Genomic DNA, 20284 nt, shown 5'->3' with positions numbered 1-20284 from the left:
GCCGGCTCAGTAGTCGACGCGGCGGCCGAAGCTGCGGGGGGCCCGCGGGCGGGCCGAACAGAAGGCCTCACTGCCCAGGCGCACCATTTCGTGCGGCTGCAGCCCGGCCGACGCGGCGAAGGCGTCGAGGGAGGCGAAGCCGCCGCGCTTGCTGCGCTCGGTGACCGCCGCCTTCGCCAGCAAGCGGTCCATGCCGGGGAGCTTCGCGAGCGTGCGCTGGTTCGCCGTGTTCACGTCGACCAGTTCGGCGGCGGCGACCGTGGCGACCGGCGCCGAACGCGTCGATGCCGGCGTATCGGCGACGTAATCAGACCTCGACGTGCCGCCGCCGCTGAGCAGCTTCTCGGCTTCCTGCGGGACTGCTTCTTTCGTGACCGCCGCCGCGCGCCGGCGGGGCGTGGCGGCAGTCCGGCCACGGGACTTCCTGCGGCGTGGGGTGCGGCGTGGAGTGCCGATGAACGTGAGGCCGTTCTCCTTGCGGCCCCAGAGCAGCAGAAGCCAACTCTGATTGATGATCAGGCCGTGCAGCATCACCACCAGGAACAGACTGCCCTGGGTGATCTGCCCCAGATTCCCCTCTGGAATCCGCGCGATGATGGCGGCCACCGCGTACACCCCGGCGAAGATCGTCCAGGACCGACGCCGGGCGACACCGGCGAGGAGCCCGAACGCCAGCGCAGCCAGGGCGCCGCTACCGACGAAAAGGAGCAGCAACCAGGAGCTCGCGCCCAGGCGCCAGCCGATCGAGGGTCCCGTCGCGGACGCAGTGTTCGCCCTGTTCGTCATCGGTTCATCACGCCTGGGCGCGAACGTTGAGCACCATGGTCACGGTGTCATCCGCTTCCCTGGTCTCCGAGACGAGGTCGAAGCCCGAGCTCTCCGCGCGTGCGCGGATCTTCTCCGCGACGGCCCGCTGCACCATCGCGGCATACTCGCCGTCGAGTCGCTGCAGCAATTCGGTCGCGCTGGCGAGGGTGACTTCGTGCCCGTCCCGGCCTTCGACATGGGCCTCCCACACGCCGTCGTCGGTGAGGGTCATGGTCAGCGAAACACCGTCGATTTCAGCGGTGACCCGGGTGCGCGACACGTCGATCGCAGAGGCGCCGAGGTTCGTCAGGGCGTCGGCGAGCAGCGTGCTGTCCTTCATCCGGGTGCGCACCCGGATCTCTGCGGCCGGGCCGGAGTCGTTCCCGCCCTTCGCCGTGACCGCGGCGCCGAGAACACCGACTCCTCCGGCCGCGGCGGCAGCGGCCAGGGCGATGGGAAGCAGGATCAGGGTGACACTCATGCGAGTCTCGCTTTCGTTCCGGGCCGGTGCGATTGGGGACGGTCCTGGCGTGGGCCAAGGTCGTGCAGAAGCTGCTCGAGGGCGGCGTCGTCGGCCCAGCCATTCACGTCGATCTGCCCGTCGGGGCGGATGCGGATCTCGAGCCGGTCGAGCCCGCCGTTTTGTTCGATGCGGGCGACCTCGTCGGCGTAGACGGGGGTGAGCGCTCGGATGCCTTGGTTGGTCGAGCCGAGCCAGGGGCGCACGGCATCGGGCTGGTCGCGGAGGTAGGGCCCGTCGATGAGCAGGTCGGTGGCAGCGAGCAGCCGGGCCACGTCGACCCGTGCCGCCGACCACTCGGTGAGCCGCTCGAGGGGGTAGCCGGAGAAGGTCATCACGCTGAGTCCGGCGGCTCGGAAGGCCTCGGCGACCGTCGCCAGGCCCTCGGCCTGATCGAACGGTTCACCGCCGAGAAGGGTGATTCCCTGGGCGTGCGCGCCGAGCGCATCCGTCACCCAGCTCGCGGCCAGATCGGCCGTGTTCTCGAGCCGGCCGCCGGCCTCGGCCCACAGCTGCGGGTTGAAGCAGCCGGGGCAGCGAACGCTGCAGCCCTGCACCCAGAGGGCCGCGCGCAGGCCGGGGCCTTCGGCCGTCGTCGCGGGCAGGAACCGTGACCAGCGCAGCTCACCACCGGGTCGTTCGGTGGGTTCAACGGTGCCCAGCGCGGGGCTCGCGCCGCGCACGCGCGGTGTCGCGAGCAGGGTCACCGGGCGCCGTCCCAGTTCTCGGCCGTCGTCTCCTGCTGCGCCGCGACCTGGGCATAGGCATCCGTGAACGACGACGCGGTGGTCTCGGCGTCGAGCATGTTCTCGAGCACGGCGATGTAGTCCAGGCACTCGTTGCCGTGCATGCCGAGGGTTTCGGCGTGCACGCTGCCGTCGGGGCGTACCTGCACGATGAGCTGCTTGTCTGTCATGGGGAGTCCTTAGAAATCCACGGTGCGTCCGCCGCGACGGCTGGACAGCCCCGCAGCGGTGTCGACGGCGCCGACCAGGGCGTCTTCTTCGGGGTCGATGTCTTCACTGCCGGTGGCGCGCACGGCGCGTACCTCGGCCCAGGCGCGGATGGTCTGCACTTCCTCCGACTGGGTCACGGCGAGCGGGATCATGTTGGTGATCGCCTCGGTGAGGTCGCGCAGGGTCGCCGGGCGGCGCTCGGCGAAGGCCTCGTAGAGGGCCACGATCACGGCCTGCTCGATCTCCGCACCCGAGTAGTTCTCGCTGTCGGCGACGAGCTTCTCGACGTCGGCGGCGCCGAAGGCCGCGAGACCGTTGCCGCCGGTGGCGTTGGAGGAGAGCTGGATGGTCCAGATCGCGCGCCGCTCCACAGCGGTGGGCAGGTCGACGAAGAAAATCTCGTCGAAACGGCCCTTGCGCATGAACTCCGGCGGCAGCGAGTCGATGTTGTTGGCCGTGGCGACGACGAACACCGGATGCTGCTTCTCCTGCATCCAGGTGAGGAAGTAGCCGAAGACTCGGGCGGTGGTGCCGGAGTCGCCGGTGCCCGTGGTGTTGGAGAAGCCCTTCTCGATCTCATCGACCCAGAGGATGCACGGGGCGACGGCTTCGGCGGTGGCGAGGGCGTTGCGGAGGTTCTGCTCCGACGAGCCGACGAGCCCGGAGAAGATCCGGCCGATGTCGAGCCGCAGTAGCGGCAGCCCCCAGGAGGCGGCCATCGCTTTTGCGGTGAGCGACTTGCCACAGCCGGGCACGCCGGTGATGAGCACGCCCTTGGGGGCCGGCAGGCCGAACTCCTCGGCTTCGCCCAGCCAGGAGCCGTCGCGCCGGGACAGCCAGCGCTTGAGGTTGTTCAGGCCGCCGACGGAGTCGAGGTCGAGCGCCTTGGTGACGAAGTCGAGCAGACCCGACTTGCTCACGATCTGGCGCTTTTCGTCGAGCACGACCGTGATGTCGCCCGCGGCGAGTTGGCCATCGTCGACCATGGCCCGGGCGAAGGCGTTCTCGGCCTCCGACATGGTGAGGCCCCGCGCCGCCTGCACGAGGGCCTCGAGGGTCTTCTCGTCGGCCTTCACGCTGATGCGGCCGCTGCCCGACGAGTTGTTCTCGATCATCGCGTCGAGCATGGAACGCAGCTCGGTCGTGTTGGGCAGCGGGAATTCGAGCAGGTGGGCGAGCTTGTCCAGCTCCGGCGGGATGGCGCGCACCGGGGCCGTCACGATCAGCGCACGCGCGGCATCCGCGTGCCGAAGCTCGAGCACCGTCTCGCGCACCTTGCGGATGATGACCGGGTCGCCGGGGCGCTGTTCGGAGCCGAAGTAGGCGTGCAGGTCGCAGAAGACGAAGACCGCGTTCTCCGGGATGCCGACGACATGGTCGAGCGCCCGGGCGGGGGTGGCCGTGTTGATGACGCCCTTGCCGTCGGGGCCGATCAGCCCGGTGGCGCTGGTCCAGGTCCAGACCTCGCGCGGGCGCCGCAGCGCCTGGGCGGCGCGAGTGATTCCTTCGAGCGCGCGCACCTCCTCGCTGGTCTCGATGTACAGCAGCGGCAGGCGGGCCTTGAAGGCCTGGTCGAGCGTCTGGGCGAAACTCATTGCGTTCCTTTCTGGGGGTCGGGCGTAGGCGCATCCGTCGCCAGTTCGTCGATATCGACGGACCAGGCGTTCGGGGAACCGTCGGACTCGACGGAGAAGTAGACGGCGTCGCTCGGAGGCCAGGACTGGCGCACGTCCACCTCGCCGTTACTGATGATCGACCCGCCGACCGGCCTGCCGAGGGTCGTGAAGGTGACGTAGAACACACCCGTTCCCTTGTGCACGAAGCGGGCGCTGGCCGCGTCGCCCCGGTAGACGAGGATGTCGTTGCCCGCCCCGCTGGCGAAGCCGCCGGCGATCTCGGTGACCCGGGGCTGCTTCAGCGTAATTTCCCAGGGGACGTCGGTCTCCACCCACAGCTCGAGATCGGCGTCGGGCGGGATGAACAGCAACTCCTCGGGGCCCACGACCGCGCCCACATTGGTCGGGTAGGCACGGTTGTCGGCATCCTGACCGATATCGTAGGTTTCGGTCACGTACAGGCTCACGTAGCCGCCGGTGACCAGGCTCACCAGATACGGGGCCTGGTCGTGATCCTCGAGGGGAATCTTGATCAGGCCGCTGGCCTCACCCGAATACGTGACTCCGTTTGATTCGAAGACAGGTGGGTCCGCAACTTCCCACGGGCTGAATGCGTCGCCGTTCGCCAACTCGTTCTCGCCGCCTCCGCCGAACGTGTTCAGCGCGAAGACGAAAAGCACCACGGTGCCGAAAACCCACACCCAGACCGAGAACGAACGGATGCGTTGACGAGCAGCGCTCGACACTGAAACATTCGTCATACTCACGATGCGGCTCTTCCCCCCGGGTGTGCTGCGCTCGTCACAGACTACTGCCTGGGGGTGGTGGGGCCGTTGCGGTCAGGCACCCGGGTCAGGTCGACTACACAGCGATCGGGATGAATCCACGCAGGTACTCGCGAAGCGCGGGATCGCAGACATACACGTAGGTCCCCCGGATTCCGCGGGTGAGCAGTACCGCGTAGATGTTGGTGATGAACCGCAGGAGGTCGTCGTCGGTGTACGTCTTGCCGAGGACCGGATTGTTCTCCTTGCCCTTCTTGTCGAAGTACGACCCGCGATCGATGATCAGCTTGCCCGCCACGGGATCGAAGCGAAGGTCCGGGCCGATGATCACACCCGCGTAGTTGAGGTCGTATCCCTGCACGGTGTGGATCGATCCGACCTCGTCCACCGACTTGGGCGACGCGATCCAGTCGGTCTGTGTGCTGTTCCAGCGCAGCTGACAACCGCCGATCTCAATGTCGTAGGCGGTCTTGTCGGTCTTTGTCTTCCAGGCCCACGCATACCCGGCGAGCAGGCGCGAGAGCCCGACTTCGGCATCCTTGCGAAGGATCTCCGCCCGCATCCCTGAGATGCTGTCGAACATCTGAAAGTCGTAGCCGTCGAACACCTCGGTAGTCACTGCCGGCGAGGTGCCGGTCGTGGTCGTCGTGTCGAGGATGCGCCTGACATAGCCGACGTAGTCCGCCCCGGCCTGCACACGCATCTGCGACATCAACGGATGGTGACGTCTCGAGGCTTTCGCCTGCCGCACGAGACCGGTCAACAACTCGGGTGGCACATCGGCCGGGCGAACGCTCTGCGCCGCGTCCAGCAGGAAGATCTGATGCTTGCTCTTCGCGGTGATCCAGTCGAGCTGGGTCTTCGTCTTGTCGTCGCTCCCGAAGAGCTTCTGGGTGATCTCGCTGAAGTTCTTGTTCTGAACACCCGAGGGCTGATTGGCTCGTTGGTTCAGCCGGTGCGATTCGTCGACGATGAGCAGGTCGAAGTCATCCTCTGCGAAACCAACGTCAAATGCGGTCATGACCATGTCCGGGCGCAGTCCGGGCGTCTTGCGGAACACCTTCTTGATGGACTCACGCAGGGACTGCTGTGGCACGACCAGGCCGATCCGGATGTCCGTGAGAAGCTCCCGGTAACCCGGCACGAAGAACTCGGAGAACAGGGAATCACTGTCTACATCATCGTCAGGAGCCGAGGTCGCAATGTCGACGAGCAGCTTGAGCAGGTAAATCGCGACCACGGTCTTGCCGGTGCCCGGGTCACCCTGCACGACGATCGTGCTGTCGGTGCCTTCCCTCAGATCTTCGAAGAGCCCCTCGAGGATGCCATCGACGGCGACGGCCTGATCGGTCGAGAGCGCCTTGAACGGGGACAGCTTGAAGAGATCGCTGTTCTCGATCTCGGGAATGCTCCGGGTGAAGACCCCGTCACGCCGGAGCTCGTCGAACACCTCGCGGAAGGTCTCACGGTACCGACCGCGATCGTAGTAGTCCGCCTCAGTTATTCCGTCGTTGCGGTTCAGCACGCGGTAGAAACCGTCGCCGGCGAGCATCCGAATCAGGTAGGACTCGAGATCCAGGCACACCGATTTGTTGAAAGTGGCGTCGACGATGACACGCACCGTGCTCAGGTGCTTCTTGCCGGCCGACTCGAAGTGCTGCCGCATGCGGCTGGCCGCGTTGCGCGACTCGCCCACGTAGACATCGTTGAGGCTACCCTTGACCGCAGGTTTGCCGCCCGCCTCAGCATCGTCCAAAACGTAGACGACCGGCCAATTGGTATTGCGGTGGTCGCGCGGTGCCCAGGCCCGTACCGCTTCTTTAGTGAAGTCGAGCCGCTCGATCTCAAAGTGCGTCATATTTGACGCTGCGCCCCCGGGCTTTGTCGACCGGATACTTCTGGCGGGTTTTGGCCAGCTTGTCGAGAACGATCTGGTTCGGATCGACCCCGAGGCGATCGGCAAGCAGAATGCAGTAGGTCAGCACGTCGGCCAGTTCATCGCGCACGCGATCGGTGTCGGCATCGGCGTTCCACTGATAGCACTCGAGTAGTTCGCCGGCTTCGATGGCGATGCTCTTCGCCAGGTTCTCGGGGCTGTGGAACTGCGCCCAATCACGCTCGGCGACGAAGGCCGCGATTTCGTCGCGGACTGAAATTTCGACCATGTCGCAAACCTAGCAGTGCGGTGTTCGTTCAAAAATTGGAGGCCGTTGGCCGCGATTCATCAGGCGTCGCAGCCGATGCCGTCCTTGTCACGGTCGAACTTGGGCTGGAAGCCCGGCGATCCAGCTTGGATGGGGGCCGCTCCCGCGGCACGCACAGCATCGCAGTTCTCGTAGTAAACGTCGACTGGTGCAGGGGCAGGGGCCGGGGCTGCTGGTGCCGGTTCCGGGTCCGGTACCGGTGCCACGACAGGAGCCGGCGCCGGAGGAGCGACAACAACCGGAGCGGGCGCCGGAGTGAACGAGGAGGTCAGCGCCATTTCACCCGTGCAGGAGCCGAGGATGCGAGTCATCGCGTCGTGCTCGGCCTGAGTGACCCACAGGCCATACGTTGCCTTGACCGACACCTGACGGGCGACGTAGCCGCAGCGGATCGCTTTGTTCGATGGCAGCCAGGTTGCGGTGTCGCCGTCGCCCTTCTGAGCGTTGGAGCGACCATCGACGGCGAGGAGGTTGATGGGATCGTTTGCCAGGGAAACGCGCTGAGCCTGAGTGAGTTGCTGAGCTCCGGTCTGCCACGCATTGGACAGAGCCACGACGTGGTCGATCTGCACGAACGCTGACGTGTCCTGACCCCGAACGAAGGCGATTGGCGAGGCGGTGTACGGCGAGACCAGGTAACCGGTCATCACCCGACAGGTTCCGGACAGGGTGATTGTGGTCAGGTCCCGGGCGAGGATGTCGTTGCGGGTGTCGCATCCGTTCTGGTCCACGTCTATCCAGGCGGAGCCGAACATGCCGGTGCGCTCGTAGCCGGTCTTTGCGGCCTTGCCCTTGACGGGGATCGTTGCGAGCAGCTCGAGGGCCGTCGTGTTGGTGGAGCCTGTGTCTATTGCGACGACCGATGCGGCCTCGGTCGGAGCGGAGACTGTCGTGGGGTCGACCGGTGCTTCTTCGGAGAACTCCGGGCCAGGAGTCGGCGCCGGTGTCGGTGTCGGGGTGGGGCTTGCGCTCGGTGTCGCACTAGCCGTGGGCTGCTCTGCAACAGCAATATCACCTGCACCTGGCGCCGCAGCAACGACCCCACCCGAAATGAAGAACACGAGGCTGGCAGCCAGCGCGACCACAACGGTCTGGCGGGCCGGAAGGGATGCCCATGGCCGGCGACCGGCGATCGCATACACACCGGTCACCAGGGCGGCCATTCCCAGAATGACGAGAATTGCCGGGAATCCACCAACGATCGCAAACATCAGGGCGAAGAAAGCGACCAGACCGCCAAGAATCCAGGTGCTGAGAGTCGGCTGGGACCCCGTCAAGTTCGAGACCAACGATTTCCCGAGTCGGGCCATCATCGGCGGGTGTGCCTCGAGGATCAGCTGTTTGAGCACGCTCTTGACCCGGACGGCATCGGCGTGGGACACGCGGAAGTCGACGGTGGTGCCTGCGGCGACCAGCGAGACTTTCGTCTTGCGAAGGCCTCGCGAAGTGGTGACGCTCAACATGTCCGCAACGGGGATCCTCCCTGTCGCGCTCTTGCCGTTCGTTGAGGCTGACGCGAAGAGCGACGTGCCCAGATTCACTAGACCGGCCGTGAGCGTGCCACCGGACGCACCAGGAAGCCTGTTCCACTCGATTCGATCCCGGAAGACCGAGACGGTGGCGCTCTTGCCGTCAATGTCGGAGGCAAAGGTGAAGAACGGCGTTTCGTCGCCCGCTTGAGCCGTCGCTGGTTGCTCTTGTTGCTCGCCGAAATTCGTCATTTGATCCCCATTCCAATGCGCTCGACACCGAGTGCACACACGCCTGATCGAAACGTACTGGAGGCGGGGCGTGGTCGGAGACAAGGCGCTCACCCCAGAACGGGGAACAAGAGGGGCGCGGCCGAGTCCCCGTCACCTAGCATGGGGCGAATATCGGTTCGATTGGCTCCTACGGCCAGGCCGGTTCCGGACGCTGGCCGTTAGGTGCGGTGAGCGGTCACCATCCGCGAGCGCCACGGCCTATTGCAGTGCAGTTACCCACCCGATGAAACGGGCTGGGCTCGAATAATGGATGACGCCGTCGCGGTAGCTGTACGCGGAGTCGAACTCCGGAGTCGGCCGGCTAACCGCCCACGGGCCGGTCTCGGTATACCCGTCGGCCAGAAGCTGAGCTCTCAGAACATCCCAAGCAGGCATATCCCGCGTCCAGTTCGCGTACCGAACGGTCAGGTCCGTCTGCGGTTTCGTCCACTCGCAGCGCAGACCGTCAGCTCCGACCAGTGAATCCAGGTCTCCGCGGGGGCCGTCATCACGAAAAGTGAGTCCGTCCGTCGCCATTTTCGAATTCAGATCAGCGGTGAAAGCGTTGTCGCATGTATCGCTTTCTGGCGTCGGAGTCGGGGTCGGCGTCGGAGTCGGAGTCATGGTTACGGTCACCGTCGGCGCAGAAACTGGCCCTCCAGCTTCCGGTAACGACCCAGAACATCCGCTCATTGCCACCGCCAAACAAGCCGCCGCCAGAACCGCACTCGCCCCTCGAAACCCCCTGATACGCATAGCCACAACCTACTGGTTCTGGCCCGCCGCGATTTCTATCAGCCGTCGTTCCGTAGCTGGCGCCACGACTCCCCCAGTGTGGTTCGTCGCGCGATCCCACCGTCATGACTGCAAACTATGCACGTCACCGCCAGCTGGTCTAGAAGGCCCGGAAGTCGATCATCGATTCCCCCACGGCGAGAACCGACCAGGTGCCGCCCTCGGCATCCGTGAACGCGTACGCGGGGACTAACAGGACGCTCCCGTCCGGCTGCCACTGGCTGGTGAGACCGAGGCGTGCGCTGACGATCTCGACGTTGGTCACCGGCCAGGAGACGGAGGTCCCGGCGACGGGTGTTTCGGGCGGTTCCGTCGGTGCCACCCATTCCTCGGTCGTCGTCGCCTGATCGCGGAGGGCGATCGGCAGAGTCGTCGCCGCTGCGCTGAACCGCGGGTCTGAGAGTCGTTCGAAGCCTTCTTGCTCGCTGACCACCGGGTACGTCCCGAGATCGACGACGTCGGCGAGGGCTCCGGTGGCGTTGACGACACCATCTTCTGCCAGCTCCAATGCCCACCCCTGGTCGAGTTGCTGCCCGTCGATGACTGGTCGTGCCTCGACGCTTCGTGTGGGAGAGCCCTCCCACACCTGAGAGGTGAATTCGAACGCGGCAGGGTCCCGACCGGCGGCGGCGAGGAGATTGCGAAGTGCCCCGATCGCAGCGTCTTCGCTGGGCGGCTGCCCGGTCGGCTCGCAGGCCTGGTCGGCCTCGCACTGCCACGGGTTCAGCTCGGGGTTCTGGAAGTAGAAGGACAGCATGCCGTCAAGACTCACTGACAGGCTCGGGGCGCTGCCGTCCGACGGGCCGGCGACCCAGCTGCCATCCCGCAGTTCCACTGATGACCCGATGCCGAGCGCCGCGGCGAGCGCGGCGACCTTGTCTGCGTTGGATGCCGAACGGGGGTCGTAAGCGTAGGACTGAGCGGTGCCCGCCTGTGTGCCCAGACCGGAGGCGCTGAAGGCGTTCCGGCCGGATCCGTAGGGGTAAGTCAAGGGAGACATCTTCTGGTCGATAGCGGCGCCAGCGCCAACGGATGGCTCGATGCCGCCTTGCACGACGCTTTCGGGGCCCCCGTTGGACTGCAGAGTGATGGGCGGAGCAGCGCCGTCGGCGAGGCTGCTCGGCCCGCCTGTGGTCGCTCCGATCCCGTATCCCGCGCCACCCACGATCGCGATCGACGCGGCGACCGCGACGAACGGGAGCCAGCGTGGCCTGCGGCGTGCTCGTTCCGTGCCCAGGTCGGCCACGGGTGCCGAGTCGACCATCGGTTCAGCCTCAGAACCGGTGATGCGCGCGACGACCTCGTCGGCGAACCCGGCACGCGCTTCGATATCCCCCGCCGGGTCGGCGGCACGCAGCCGGGCAACCGGGTCTCGTTGTTCGTCGTCGTCGTTCATGTCGATCAGCCTCCGGAATTTCGGTTCACCTGGGATATGTGCGGAGCGTGCCGAATCTTGCAGAAGCCGCCGAATCTTGCAGAAGCCTAGAACGACATCCGCTCGCCCCAGGCTTCTCGCAGTCGCTTGCGCGCACGCGACAGCGCGGCGTCCGCCCCGGATCGGGAGATGCCGAGCACGTCGGCGAGCTCGGCTCCGTCGAGACCTTCCCACGCATGGAGGAGAAGGATGTGCCGGTCGCGCTCCCCCACGCTGGCAAGCGCGCCGCGGAGCTCCGCATCGAACAGGAGGTTCAGCTCCGGATCGCCGTCGACTCGCACCGAACCCGACTCGGGCACCGCGTCGACGGGAAGATCGAGGTGCTTCCTGCGCGAATTCGCGAGGGTGAATCCCGCCGTGCGATACAGCCACGGCAGCACCGCCTCCCGTGGCAGGTCGTTGCGGCGTCGCCAGGCTGTGGCGAAGACCTCAGCGGCCAGGTCCTCGGCGTCCTGACGCGGTCCGCGGCGGGCGAAGTAGCGCACGAGCGCAGTCGAGTGCTCCCGGACGACCTCGGTGAACCAGTCGATGTCGGCCGCCGGCTTGGGTGGGTCTGCGCTGTCGGGCATCGCCGCTTCCTCGCTCATGTCGGCGGTGGCTGGGGTGTCGGCGATGCTCACGTACTGAATATGTCGCTTCCACCGTCAGTCTTGCACGCAGCACGCCGAATTTTCGGAGATCGCGTCACTGTGCGTAGTCGTCATTGAGCCAGGGCAGCGGCCCCGAGCCCACCGTCGTGCTCCTCGGCAGCCCGGACTGCTCGAAGAGAGGAAGATTGAGGTCGTGAAGATTCTCTCGATTCAGTCGGCCGTCGCTCACGGCCACGTTGGCAACTCAGCGGCGGTGTTCCCCCTCCAGCGCATCGGGGTAGAGGTGCTACCGGTCAACACGGTGAACTTCTCCAACCACACGGGGTATGGCGCGTGGCGTGGATCCCTCATCGCGCCCGAGGATGTGCACGATGTGATCCTCGGCATCGAGGAACGTGGCGTGCTCCCCCAGATCGACGTCGTGCTCTCGGGATACCAGGGCGGCACCGGGATCGGCGACGTCATCGTGGATGCGGTGCGGCGGGTGAAAGCGGCGAACCCCGCGGCCATCTACGCGTGTGACCCTGTGATGGGCAACGCGAAGTCCGGGTGCTTCGTGGCGCCCGAGATCCCCGACCTGCTGCGGGATCGTGTGGTCCCCGTGGCCGACATCATTACTCCGAACCAGTTCGAGTTGGGATTCCTCACCGGAACCGAGCCGACGACCCTGGACTCGACGCTCGACTCCGTCGACCTCGCCCGGGCGATGGGACCGGGCACCGTTCTCGTGACGAGCGTGGAGCGCCCCGACCGCGAGCCCGGCACCATCGAGATGCTGGCAGTGGATGCTGCGGGCGCCTGGATCGTGCAGACTCCCCATCTGCCTTTCAAAGCGAACGGATCGGGTGACGTTACTGCGGCTCTATTCTCGGCGCACTACCGCGCGACCGGTGACGCCGCTGAAGCGCTGGCACGGACAGCGTCCAGCGTGTTCGATCTCATCGAGCTGACGTATCAGTCGGGTGAGCGAGAACTGCAGCTGGTGCAGGCTCAGAACTTCTACGCTCATCCGCGCCTGCAGTTCACCGCCCAACGCGTGCGCTGAGATCAGACCTCGACGACGTGGGTCACGACTTAGGACTCTGAGGGCACCAACGGCAGTTCGTCTCCGTAGTTCCACGACAAGATGGCCGGCTGCTCACGGTAGAAGCTCAGCACGGAGACTGACCCGGCATCCAGGGTGATTTGAGCACCGAATCGAGGGGCCATCCTCAGGTACACGGCGGTCAGAATGCGCAGGAAATGGCCATGCGCGATCAGAGCGACATCTCCCTCGACCATCGCAGGCAGCACCCGTGTGAGAACCCGCGACGCGCGGGCGGCAACCTCCTCGACCGTCTCGCCGGGCGTTTCACCGCGAATCACGCCGTGGGTGAATGCGCTCCAGTTGTAGCCGAGTTCGCTGCGGATGTCCCGCGTCGTACGCCCCTCATACCCGCCGTAGTCCCATTCGACGAGGAACGGATCGACCTCGGCATGAAGACCGGCGAGCTCAGCAGTGCGTCGCGCACGCTGCAGCGGCGACGTCAGCACGAGCGAGAAATCATAGTCGGCTACCAACCTGCCCGCGCCGCGGGCAAGTTCCTCCCCCCGGGCAGTGAGCGGAATATCGGTGAGCCCAGTGTGTTTGCCAGCCTTCGACCACTCCGTCTCACCGTGACGCAAGAGAATCAGCTTCCCTGACGGGTTATCCGGAGCGGGGTGGCTGGGCAGCGGCTCGTTCGTGAACATACGGCAACAGTAGTGTCACCCCCGGTTCAATGGGGGTTCTTGATTGCTGGAAAGGCGAGCGTTCCCCCCTGCTTGCATTCGAAGCGGGTGGGAAAACGGACATCTCGACCGGATCGTTTCCTGCCCGGCCTCAGAGGAAGGCGACCGCGCGCACTGGCGCCCCGTCGCCGCCGAGGCGCAGGGGGAAGAAGCCGATCCGCACCCGTGAGGGCAGGTCATCCAGTCCGCAGAGGTTCTCGACGATCAGCCCGCCACCGCCCAGCACGACCTCGTGCACGGGAAAGTCGGCCGACGACGTACCGGTCGGGTCGGGACTCAGCGTGTCGACCGCGAGGATCCGCATCCCGCGGGCGACGAGCTCGCTCGCAGCACCGGCATCGAGGGCCGGATGCCGCACGGCGTGTGTGTCGCCGAACCACCGCGCCCAGCCTGTGTCGATCACGACGATCGGGGGCAGTCGATCCGGTAGCGGATGCTCCGCATTCAGCCGGTCCCACCCGTATACCTCGCCCTCGGCGAGAGCTCGCACCCGCACCACCAGCGCATCACCGAGGAGCTCGTCGAGGGCCACATCGGCCATTGTCCGGCCACCGGGGACGGTATGGGACGGCGCATCAATGTGCGTCCCGGTATGAGACCCCATTCGCAGCCCCGTCACGGCCACCCCGTCACGGTCGAGGTCCAGCGCGGCTTCGACGTGGACTGCCGGGTCGCCGGGATACACCGGCATGCCGTCGGTGATCGGGTGGCTGAGGTCCCGGAGCGCCGTGCGCGGCGGCGCTCCAGGGCCGTCAGCGAGAGGTGTCGACATCGGCGAGGTGCTGGCTGGGCTCGAAAGGCGTCCTGCTGCGGCGCGCGAGCGACAAGGCCAGGTAGATGGCGAAGGTCAGGAGGAAGGCGGGAATGGTCGCACCGAACGGAAGCGGCCACACGTAGGCCCACACGTAGGCGGACGTCGCGCCGACCACCCATGACGCGACAGCGAGCCAGTTGATGCCGCCGGTGTACCAGTAGCGACCACCCTGAGCCTTCAGGATGTCGGCGTTGTAGCTGCCGCGGGCAACGATGTAGTAGTCGACGATCATGATCGCGAAGATCGGTGCGAACAGGGCGCCGATCGTGACCAGGAAGGTCGTGAACTGGGCCAGCAGACCGAAGAAGGTCGAACCGGTGATCGAGATGAGCCCGAGGACGATCGCGGTGGGCAGGAACTTCACCCGCCGGCCGGGGAGCGCGTTGACCACGCTTGTGACCATGCCGTAGACGACCATCGTGTTCGTCGCCATCACGGAGAGGAAGATCGCGACGGCGAACAGGGCGCCGAAGGGTTCGATGATCGTCACAGGGTCGAACGGCATCGCGTCGCCGCCCCCTAGAACGACGTAGCCGATCGCGCTCGCGCCGAGCGACATCGAGATCACCGTCGACAGCGTGTAACCGATTCCCGAGCCGACCACGCCCGCGTGGGTCGACGATGCGAAGCGGTTGAAGTCGGCCGAGAGCACCGTCCACGAGATGGCGGTCGCGACCACGACATCGAACGCCAGTCCCGGGGAGTAGAACGGCTCGAGCGACGCCGGGATGGCCGAGAACTCAGCCGGCGTGAACGTAGAGAATGCCACGACGAAGATGTAGGCGGCGATCGCGAGGATGACCGCGGCGAACCACGGTTCCACCCGAGCGACTCCGGCGTGGCCGAAGATCGCGAGGATCACGACGATCGTCTGGCAGAGCACCGCGAAGATGACGGGGTTCGAGAACCCGGTCATCGACGCGACGATGTAGTTGAGGGCGATCCCGGCGAGCATCGCCTGCACCCAGCTCCAGCCCATGAGGATGACCACGTTGGCGGCCACCGGCAGCAGGCTCCCGCGCGTCCCGAACGGTCCGCGCGTGATTGCCATCGTCGGCAGGCCGGTGCGCGTTCCGATCGCGCCGACCGTCACGAGCACTGCTGCGCCGACGATCGTTCCGCCCACGATCAGGGCGATGACAAGGCCGAACGGCACATCCGGCACGAAGAGCGTGCCGGTAAGAAGGGTGGTGACCACAAGGTTCGCGGCCAGCCAGATCATGAGCACGCGGCCGAGCGAGTAGGTTCCGCGAACCGGGCCCGCGTCATCTGAATTGGTGTCCAGTCGGCCTTCGATACGGGTGTAGAGCGACATCTTTGGGCTCCTCGATGAATGGGGTCGGGTCAGGGCTGGGGTGAGAGGTGTTCGTGGACGGCAATGAGGCCGGCAGAATCAGACCGGAAGACGATCGTTTCTCGCTCCCGGTACGACATCGGTCCGTCCGCGGTGATCACGCTTGTGCTGACGGAGTGGGTGAAGACGGCTCCGCCGGGAAACGCCTGCACTGCGGCCGCGCTCGATGCGCAGGATTCCACACTCCAACCGCCACCCACCCACTCATCCCACATGGCTTCGTAGGCAGCCCGGTCCTCGATTCGCGCTGGTTCGGTGTGGAAGACGAAGGTTGCGTCGGGTGCGAAGAGTGAGAAGTAGCGCGGGCCGTCGGTGGCGGCGAACGCCTCGACGATGGCGGATGCCGCGGCATGGACTGCTTCGTCCGTCGGGGTGGGCAGTGTCATGGGCGTCTCCTGTGTCGGGCTAATCGGTCGGGTTCGGGACTTCTACGTCGGGTCGGGGCCGTGTCGCTCGGGGTAGGTCATCCAGGTGCCATCGCGCTCAGCAACTCGTAGACGACGTGGCTGGCCGCGACAGCAGTCAGCTGGGCATGGTCGTACGCGGGGGCGACTTCGACCACGTCGGCGCCGATGATGCGCAGGTCGGCCAGGGCACGCAGCATCCGGAGCAGTTCTCGACTCGTGAGCCCGCCCGCCTCCGGAGTTCCTGTTCCCGGAGCGTGGGCGGGGTCGAGTACGTCGATGTCGATCGAGATGTAGAGCGGTGCATCTCCGACTCTGGCGCGGATGCGTTCGATGGCGGCCGCGACGCCGTGCTCTTCGACGAATTCGCTCGTGACGATCGCAAAGCCGAGCCGGGCGTCGTCCTCGAGGTCGTCCTTCGAATACAGGGGGCCGCGGATGCCGACGTGCATGCTCGCGGTCAGGTCGATGAGGCCTTCTTCGGACGCCCGACGGAAGGGGGTCCCGTGAGTCATCGGCGCCCCGAAGTACGTGTCCCACGTGTCGAGGTGGGCATCGAAGTGCAACACCGCGACGGGCCCGTGCTGCGCGTGCGCGACACGGAGCAGCGGCAGAGCGATCGTGTGGTCTCCGCCGATGGCGACTAATCGGTCGGCGTGCTCGCTGAGCTGGCGCGCACCCGCCTCGATCTCGGCCACGGCAGCAGCGATGTCGAACGGGTTCGCGGCGATGTCACCGGCGTCGGCAACCTGCTGGGCGCCGAACGGGAAGACGTCCTGCGCCGGGTTGTACGGTCGCAGTAGACGCGAGGCCTCGCGCACATGCGCGGGACCGAAGCGAGCACCGGGTCGGTAGCTCACCCCGCTGTCGAAGGGAATGCCGACGATCGCGATGTCTGCCCGCTCGACCTCGTCGAGCCGCGGGAGTCGCGCAAAGGTCGCGATTCCGGCGAACCGGGGCACGACACTTGCGTCCACCGGCCCGCGGGGCTTATCCGTCGCATCTTTGCTGAACGGTTGCATATTTGACAACTTTCGGTACGCTGTAGACAACTACTGCGCTAACCGTATGCTGCCCCGCGCGGATCGTCAAGGACGAATGTGTGAGCAGCTTCGAGGAGGACCTGTGCGAGCCATCCATCCCACCGCCGAAGGCACCGCGACACCCATCGGCGCCAAGCTGCGCTCCGCGCGCACCGCACAGGGCATGTCACTCGCCCAGGTCGCTCAGACGACGGGCCTCAGCAAGGGCTTCATCAGCCGGGTCGAGCGCGACGAGACGTCACCGAGCGTGGCAACGCTTGTCCAGTTGTGTCAGGTGCTCTCGTTGCCCGTCGGAGCGCTCTTCGCCGAACCCGAAATCCACCATGTCGCGTACGCCGACGCTCCGCGGATCAACTTGGGCGGAGTGCGCGCCGACGAGCGGCTGATGTCGCCGCGCGGCGAGGAGCGGGTTCAGCTGCTGCGATCAGAACTCGAGCCCGACGCGCACGGCGGGGCCGATCTCTACACGATCAACTGCGACGTCGAAGCGCTCCACGTCGTCTCGGGATCACTCACCGTGCGATTCGCCGGTCGAACCGTGGCCGTCCACGCCGGCGACGCGCTGACCTTCCCCGGTCGCGAGCCGCACACCTGGCAGGTCGAGGGTGGCGAGCCGGCCGTCGTGCTGTGGATCATCGTGCCCGCGCCGTGGAGTGGCTCGGCCTGACCGAGACCGCAGCAGTCCCTCACCGACCTCGTGCGGCACTGCACTTCTTGCCGCACCTCCAGACGATGCCCGAACGTAGCGTTGCAGTCCTGTCCGCCTTGGCCGGCGCGCCAGAAGGCGGCGGTCTCGAGATGGCGAGGTTGCCTCGACCATGTCTGCCACGATGGATCCCATGAAGAAGATCATCGCGCCTCTCGTCCTCGTCGTCGCTCTTGCCTTGACCGGTTGCAGTGCGGCGGACGCCGCACCTGCCAGCACCGCCCCTGCCGCCGCTGCTGAGGCCACGCCCGTCGAGGAAGCGCCCGTCGAGGAAGCGCCCAAGGCTCCCGACCTGGCGGGCGACTGGAAGCAGAGCAATTCGCGGAGCGAGACCGACTTCATGACGGCCGCCATCACCGATGGCGTCATCAGCATCGACTGGGAGCTCGGGAGCGAAGACATCACCGCCGTCTACTGGGTGGGCACGTTCGAGGCCCCGGCCGATGCGACCGAACCTCACGCCTGGACCTCGCAACGAGACGCTGCGGCGACTGACACGGCGGTCATGGCGTCGACAGACGACGCCAAGGAGTTCATCTACAAGGAAGGCGTCATCAGCTTCACGGTGAGTATCCAAGGCGAGTCTGCGACCGTGGAAATGAAGAAGAACTAGCTGTCACCCTTGGGCGCGTAGCCAGAGAACCCACAACCGCCGCCGGGCGGGGCGGCCCGGATGACCTCAGGAGCCTAGACGTTCCGTTGGTTCTTACGGTTTTCGCTTGGTGCCTGGATTGGAACGCTCGCGTAGCGCGGGGCTCGCGTCGGCGACCCGACGTTCCAGGCTCTCCAGCAGCAGCTCCAAGCCGTAGTCGAACTCGTCCGCGAACGCGTAACCGCCAGCGCCGAACAGCTCGGCTCGCGAGCGCGCAATGTGCGGATACAGCTCCGCCGGCGCCGCGACCGTGACGGCGAACGCCTCCTCGGCGCCATCCCCCGGTTCAAACGGCAGGCTCGTCTCGGTCAGCGCGAACCCGTACACGTAGGCGTCGATGGCGGAGAACGCGTGTATCGCGAGCGCGACGCTGAAGCCGTCGGTCATCAGCACGCCCAGTAACCGGTCGTGGTGCTGCAGCAGTGCCGGGCCGGGGTGAGGGCGCGATTCCATCATCCCCAGCGCCCACGGATGAGCCGTGAGCACCGACCGCGCTGATCGTGCCCGGGCGGTCAGCGCCTCCCGCCAGGTTCCACCGACCTCGGGCAGCTCGATCCTCTCGAACACCCAGTCGGCAAGGTCGTCGAGCAGCGCTTCCTTGCCTGGCACGTGATGGTAGAGCGACATCGCCTCAACGCCGAGCACCTTCGCGACACTGCGCATACTCACGGCGGCAACACCCGCGCGGTCGGCCACTGCGGCGGCCGCGCCGATAACGCTGTCCCTGCTCAGCGGTGTGCGCGGCGTCATCCACCCATCCTTGCGCACTTACGCTCGTAAGGCTACTCTGGCGATCAGTCCTTACAGTCGTAAGTCATGATTCGACGAATCACGCCAAGGAGCATTGTGATGAGAACGCCTCGATCCCACACAGCACTAGAGAATCCGCCGTCCCAGAACACGCTGCAAGATCTGCGCATGCCCGTGCAAGCCAAGCCTGCGGCAGCCTGGACGAGCCTCATGTTCCTCGTCCTCTACATCGACTACCACCACCGGTACCAGCCCGGCGAAATCGACAAGCTCCGGGGTGGCGACATCCTCCACGAGCCGGTCAACGGGCTCGACCCCGAGGGGCGCTGAGAACGGTGAAGGCGATAACCCAATACCGCTACGGCGGACTGGACACTCTCGAATACGTGACTGTTGCCCGGCCCGTCGCGGCGAAGGACGAAGTCCTCATCCGGGTTCTGGGAGCATCCGTCAACGCGGCCGATTGGCTGCTCATGCAGGGTGAACCCTTCGTTGCGAGGTTGGCGTTCGGCCTGCGGCGGCCCACGGTCTCGACGCGGGGCCGGGATGTGGCCGGCGTGATCGAGGCTGTGGGCGACAACGTGCGCCGTTTCAGCGTTGGCGAGGAGGTTTATGCGGAGGTGGATGCCGGCAGCTTCGCCGAGTACACCGTCGCCCACGAGAAGCACCTCGCTCACAAACCCGTGCGAATCAGCTTCAGCGAGGCGGCTGCCGTGCCGATCGCCGCAACGACGGCGCTGCAGGGCGTGCGGGATGTTGCAAAGATCAAGCCAGGCGACAAGGTGCTGATCAACGGGGCGTCCGGCGGAGTCGGCTCCTTCGCCGTGCAGTTGGCTCAGGCGTTCGGGGCCGAAGTGACTGGCGTCTGCAGCACCGCAAATCTCGAGTTCGTGCGCACGTTGGGCGCAGACCACGTGATCGACTACACGGCTGAGAACTTCGCGTTGGGCGAGGCTCGCTACGACGTGATCATCGACCTCGTCGGCAACCGATCGATCGCCGAGTGCAGGCGGGCCCTCACCCGTCGCGGAACTCTGGTGCTGGCGTCGGGCAACGGGGGACGCGTGCTCGGTCCGATCCGACGGATGCTTGCAGCGATGCTGCTGGGCATGTTCGTGACCCAGAACCTACGACCCCTCTCCGCAGCCGCGAGCGGCGCCGACCTCGAAGTTCTTCGGGAGCTCATCGACGCCGGCACCATCACGCCGCCAGTCGACCGCAGCTACCCGCTCGCTGAGACGCCTGAGGCGATCCGCTACTTCGTTGAGGAGCACGCCAGGGGCAAGGTCACCATCAACGTCACCAGCCTGAACAACACCAGGGAGTAGGCCGCCAGCTCTT

General features: G+C 66.2%; 22 protein-coding genes. 5 read left to right on the top strand and 17 right to left on the bottom strand.

The genetic code is table 11. From position 1 onward, the window contains the following. Nucleotides 1-6: 6 nt before the first annotated feature. The 11 genes from AC0J5J_RS00365 to AC0J5J_RS00315 form a co-directional block, all read right to left on the bottom strand. The gene (locus AC0J5J_RS00365; RefSeq protein ID WP_474898894.1) at nucleotides 7-786 is read right to left on the bottom strand and encodes a ComEA family DNA-binding protein; all 780 of its coding nucleotides are present in this window, start codon (nucleotides 784-786) and stop codon (nucleotides 7-9) included. Nucleotides 787-793: 7 nt separating this feature from the next. Continuing rightward, the gene (locus tag AC0J5J_RS00360; RefSeq protein WP_474898892.1) at nucleotides 794-1288 is read right to left on the bottom strand and encodes a hypothetical protein; all 495 of its coding nucleotides are present in this window, start codon (nucleotides 1286-1288) and stop codon (nucleotides 794-796) included. Beyond that, nucleotides 1285-2034, bottom strand: coding sequence for a 4Fe-4S single cluster domain-containing protein (locus AC0J5J_RS00355; RefSeq protein ID WP_474898890.1), 750 nt, complete (start codon nucleotides 2032-2034; stop codon nucleotides 1285-1287). The genes AC0J5J_RS00360 and AC0J5J_RS00355 overlap by 4 nt, the downstream gene beginning before the upstream one ends. Then, nucleotides 2031-2243, bottom strand: coding sequence for a DUF2997 domain-containing protein (locus AC0J5J_RS00350; RefSeq protein WP_474898888.1), 213 nt, complete (start codon nucleotides 2241-2243; stop codon nucleotides 2031-2033). The genes AC0J5J_RS00355 and AC0J5J_RS00350 overlap by 4 nt, the downstream gene beginning before the upstream one ends. A gap of 9 nt (nucleotides 2244-2252) precedes the next feature. After that, nucleotides 2253-3878 (bottom strand): AAA family ATPase, encoded by a 1626-nt coding sequence (locus tag AC0J5J_RS00345; RefSeq protein WP_474898887.1) that lies wholly within the window; start codon nucleotides 3876-3878, stop codon nucleotides 2253-2255. After that, nucleotides 3875-4660: a hypothetical protein gene (locus AC0J5J_RS00340; RefSeq protein WP_474898885.1), complete on the bottom strand. Its 786-nt coding sequence runs from the start codon at nucleotides 4658-4660 to the stop codon at nucleotides 3875-3877. The genes AC0J5J_RS00345 and AC0J5J_RS00340 overlap by 4 nt, the downstream gene beginning before the upstream one ends. Before the next feature lie 100 nt (nucleotides 4661-4760). Beyond that, complete coding sequence (locus AC0J5J_RS00335; RefSeq protein ID WP_474898883.1) at nucleotides 4761-6542, bottom strand: DNA/RNA helicase domain-containing protein; 1782 nt, start codon at nucleotides 6540-6542, stop codon at nucleotides 4761-4763. After that, nucleotides 6529-6849, bottom strand: coding sequence for a nucleotide pyrophosphohydrolase (locus AC0J5J_RS00330; protein ID WP_474898881.1), 321 nt, complete (start codon nucleotides 6847-6849; stop codon nucleotides 6529-6531). The genes AC0J5J_RS00335 and AC0J5J_RS00330 overlap by 14 nt, the downstream gene beginning before the upstream one ends. A 59-nt stretch (nucleotides 6850-6908) precedes the next feature. Then, nucleotides 6909-8693 carry a GmrSD restriction endonuclease domain-containing protein gene (locus AC0J5J_RS00325; protein WP_474898880.1) on the bottom strand — a complete coding sequence of 595 codons (1785 nt, stop codon included), beginning with the start codon at nucleotides 8691-8693 and terminating at the stop codon, nucleotides 6909-6911. An 832-nt stretch (nucleotides 8694-9525) separates the two neighbouring features. Continuing rightward, nucleotides 9526-10821, bottom strand: coding sequence for a hypothetical protein (locus AC0J5J_RS00320; protein WP_474898879.1), 1296 nt, complete (start codon nucleotides 10819-10821; stop codon nucleotides 9526-9528). Between the two features lie 86 nt (nucleotides 10822-10907). Continuing rightward, a complete protein-coding gene (locus AC0J5J_RS00315) occupies nucleotides 10908-11480 on the bottom strand; it encodes an RNA polymerase sigma factor (protein ID WP_474898877.1) in 573 nt (190 codons plus the stop codon). Nucleotides 11481-11643: 163 nt separating this feature from the next. On the opposite strand from AC0J5J_RS00315, the gene pdxY reads away from it, so the two are divergent. After that, entirely contained in the window at nucleotides 11644-12495 is an 852-nt protein-coding gene (gene pdxY / locus AC0J5J_RS00310; protein ID WP_474898875.1) for a pyridoxal kinase PdxY, read from the top strand. Between the two features lie 29 nt (nucleotides 12496-12524). On the opposite strand, the gene AC0J5J_RS00305 is transcribed toward pdxY, so the two are convergent. The 5 genes from AC0J5J_RS00305 to speB all read right to left on the bottom strand — a co-directional run bounded on the left by AC0J5J_RS00305 (nucleotide 12525) and on the right by speB (nucleotide 16814). Beyond that, the gene (locus AC0J5J_RS00305; protein ID WP_134422335.1) at nucleotides 12525-13181 is read right to left on the bottom strand and encodes a histidine phosphatase family protein; all 657 of its coding nucleotides are present in this window, start codon (nucleotides 13179-13181) and stop codon (nucleotides 12525-12527) included. A 130-nt stretch (nucleotides 13182-13311) separates the two neighbouring features. Then, nucleotides 13312-13992 (bottom strand): cyclase family protein, encoded by a 681-nt coding sequence (locus AC0J5J_RS00300; RefSeq protein WP_474898873.1) that lies wholly within the window; start codon nucleotides 13990-13992, stop codon nucleotides 13312-13314. After that, a complete protein-coding gene (locus AC0J5J_RS00295; protein WP_474898871.1) occupies nucleotides 13973-15349 on the bottom strand; it encodes a purine-cytosine permease family protein in 1377 nt (458 codons plus the stop codon). Before AC0J5J_RS00295 ends, AC0J5J_RS00300 begins: the two co-directional genes overlap by 20 nt. 29 nt (nucleotides 15350-15378) lie before the next feature. Then, nucleotides 15379-15774 carry a YybH family protein gene (locus AC0J5J_RS00290; RefSeq protein ID WP_474898869.1) on the bottom strand — a complete coding sequence of 132 codons (396 nt, stop codon included), beginning with the start codon at nucleotides 15772-15774 and terminating at the stop codon, nucleotides 15379-15381. Nucleotides 15775-15851: 77 nt separating this feature from the next. After that, entirely contained in the window at nucleotides 15852-16814 is a 963-nt protein-coding gene (gene speB, locus AC0J5J_RS00285) for an agmatinase (protein ID WP_474898868.1), read from the bottom strand. A 103-nt stretch (nucleotides 16815-16917) separates the two neighbouring features. On the opposite strand from speB, the gene AC0J5J_RS00280 reads away from it, so the two are divergent. Together AC0J5J_RS00280 and AC0J5J_RS00275 are read left to right on the top strand one after the other, a co-directional pair. Next, on the top strand, nucleotides 16918-17502 hold the full coding sequence (locus AC0J5J_RS00280; protein ID WP_134422325.1) for a helix-turn-helix domain-containing protein: 585 nt from the start codon (nucleotides 16918-16920) through the stop codon (nucleotides 17500-17502). A gap of 172 nt (nucleotides 17503-17674) precedes the next feature. Beyond that, nucleotides 17675-18154, top strand: a complete 480-nt coding sequence (locus tag AC0J5J_RS00275) for a hypothetical protein (protein ID WP_474898866.1) — start codon at nucleotides 17675-17677, stop codon at nucleotides 18152-18154. Between the two features lie 93 nt (nucleotides 18155-18247). Here the strand turns inward: AC0J5J_RS00275 and AC0J5J_RS00270 are convergent, their stop codons facing one another. Then, nucleotides 18248-18943: a TetR/AcrR family transcriptional regulator C-terminal domain-containing protein gene (locus tag AC0J5J_RS00270; RefSeq protein ID WP_474898864.1), complete on the bottom strand. Its 696-nt coding sequence runs from the start codon at nucleotides 18941-18943 to the stop codon at nucleotides 18248-18250. A 168-nt stretch (nucleotides 18944-19111) separates the two neighbouring features. Here AC0J5J_RS00270 and AC0J5J_RS00265 point away from each other — a divergent pair, with 168 nt between their 5' ends. Together AC0J5J_RS00265 and AC0J5J_RS00260 are read left to right on the top strand one after the other, a co-directional pair. After that, complete coding sequence (locus AC0J5J_RS00265) at nucleotides 19112-19273, top strand: hypothetical protein (protein WP_198414192.1); 162 nt, start codon at nucleotides 19112-19114, stop codon at nucleotides 19271-19273. A gap of 5 nt (nucleotides 19274-19278) precedes the next feature. Then, the gene (locus tag AC0J5J_RS00260) at nucleotides 19279-20271 is read left to right on the top strand and encodes an NAD(P)-dependent alcohol dehydrogenase (protein ID WP_474898862.1); all 993 of its coding nucleotides are present in this window, start codon (nucleotides 19279-19281) and stop codon (nucleotides 20269-20271) included. Nucleotides 20272-20284 lie beyond the last annotated feature (13 nt).

The sequence above is a fragment of the Cryobacterium sp. TS_SC_7 genome, assembly GCF_056156285.1.
Note: the sequence above shows the minus strand (reverse complement) of the source record. Positions and strands in the feature narration are given on the sequence as shown.

Coding starts and splice junctions, on each gene's coding strand:
- AC0J5J_RS00360 (WP_474898892.1), bottom strand. CDS start 1,288: ATGAGTGTCACCCTGATCCTGCTTCCCATCGCCCTGGCCGCTGCCGCC.
- AC0J5J_RS00265 (WP_198414192.1), top strand. CDS start 19,112: ATGCCCGTGCAAGCCAAGCCTGCGGCAGCCTGGACGAGCCTCATGTTC.
- AC0J5J_RS00290 (WP_474898869.1), bottom strand. CDS start 15,774: ATGACACTGCCCACCCCGACGGACGAAGCAGTCCATGCCGCGGCATCC.
- AC0J5J_RS00330 (WP_474898881.1), bottom strand. CDS start 6,849: ATGGTCGAAATTTCAGTCCGCGACGAAATCGCGGCCTTCGTCGCCGAG.
- AC0J5J_RS00340 (WP_474898885.1), bottom strand. CDS start 4,660: ATGACGAATGTTTCAGTGTCGAGCGCTGCTCGTCAACGCATCCGTTCG.
- AC0J5J_RS00350 (WP_474898888.1), bottom strand. CDS start 2,243: ATGACAGACAAGCAGCTCATCGTGCAGGTACGCCCCGACGGCAGCGTG.
- AC0J5J_RS00300 (WP_474898873.1), bottom strand. CDS start 13,992: ATGTCGACACCTCTCGCTGACGGCCCTGGAGCGCCGCCGCGCACGGCG.
- AC0J5J_RS00270 (WP_474898864.1), bottom strand. CDS start 18,943: ATGACGCCGCGCACACCGCTGAGCAGGGACAGCGTTATCGGCGCGGCC.
- AC0J5J_RS00365 (WP_474898894.1), bottom strand. CDS start 786: ATGACGAACAGGGCGAACACTGCGTCCGCGACGGGACCCTCGATCGGC.
- AC0J5J_RS00320 (WP_474898879.1), bottom strand. CDS start 10,821: ATGAACGACGACGACGAACAACGAGACCCGGTTGCCCGGCTGCGTGCC.
- AC0J5J_RS00305 (WP_134422335.1), bottom strand. CDS start 13,181: ATGTTCACGAACGAGCCGCTGCCCAGCCACCCCGCTCCGGATAACCCG.
- AC0J5J_RS00335 (WP_474898883.1), bottom strand. CDS start 6,542: ATGACGCACTTTGAGATCGAGCGGCTCGACTTCACTAAAGAAGCGGTA.
- speB (WP_474898868.1), bottom strand. CDS start 16,814: ATGCAACCGTTCAGCAAAGATGCGACGGATAAGCCCCGCGGGCCGGTG.
- AC0J5J_RS00295 (WP_474898871.1), bottom strand. CDS start 15,349: ATGTCGCTCTACACCCGTATCGAAGGCCGACTGGACACCAATTCAGAT.
- AC0J5J_RS00275 (WP_474898866.1), top strand. CDS start 17,675: ATGAAGAAGATCATCGCGCCTCTCGTCCTCGTCGTCGCTCTTGCCTTG.
- AC0J5J_RS00345 (WP_474898887.1), bottom strand. CDS start 3,878: ATGAGTTTCGCCCAGACGCTCGACCAGGCCTTCAAGGCCCGCCTGCCG.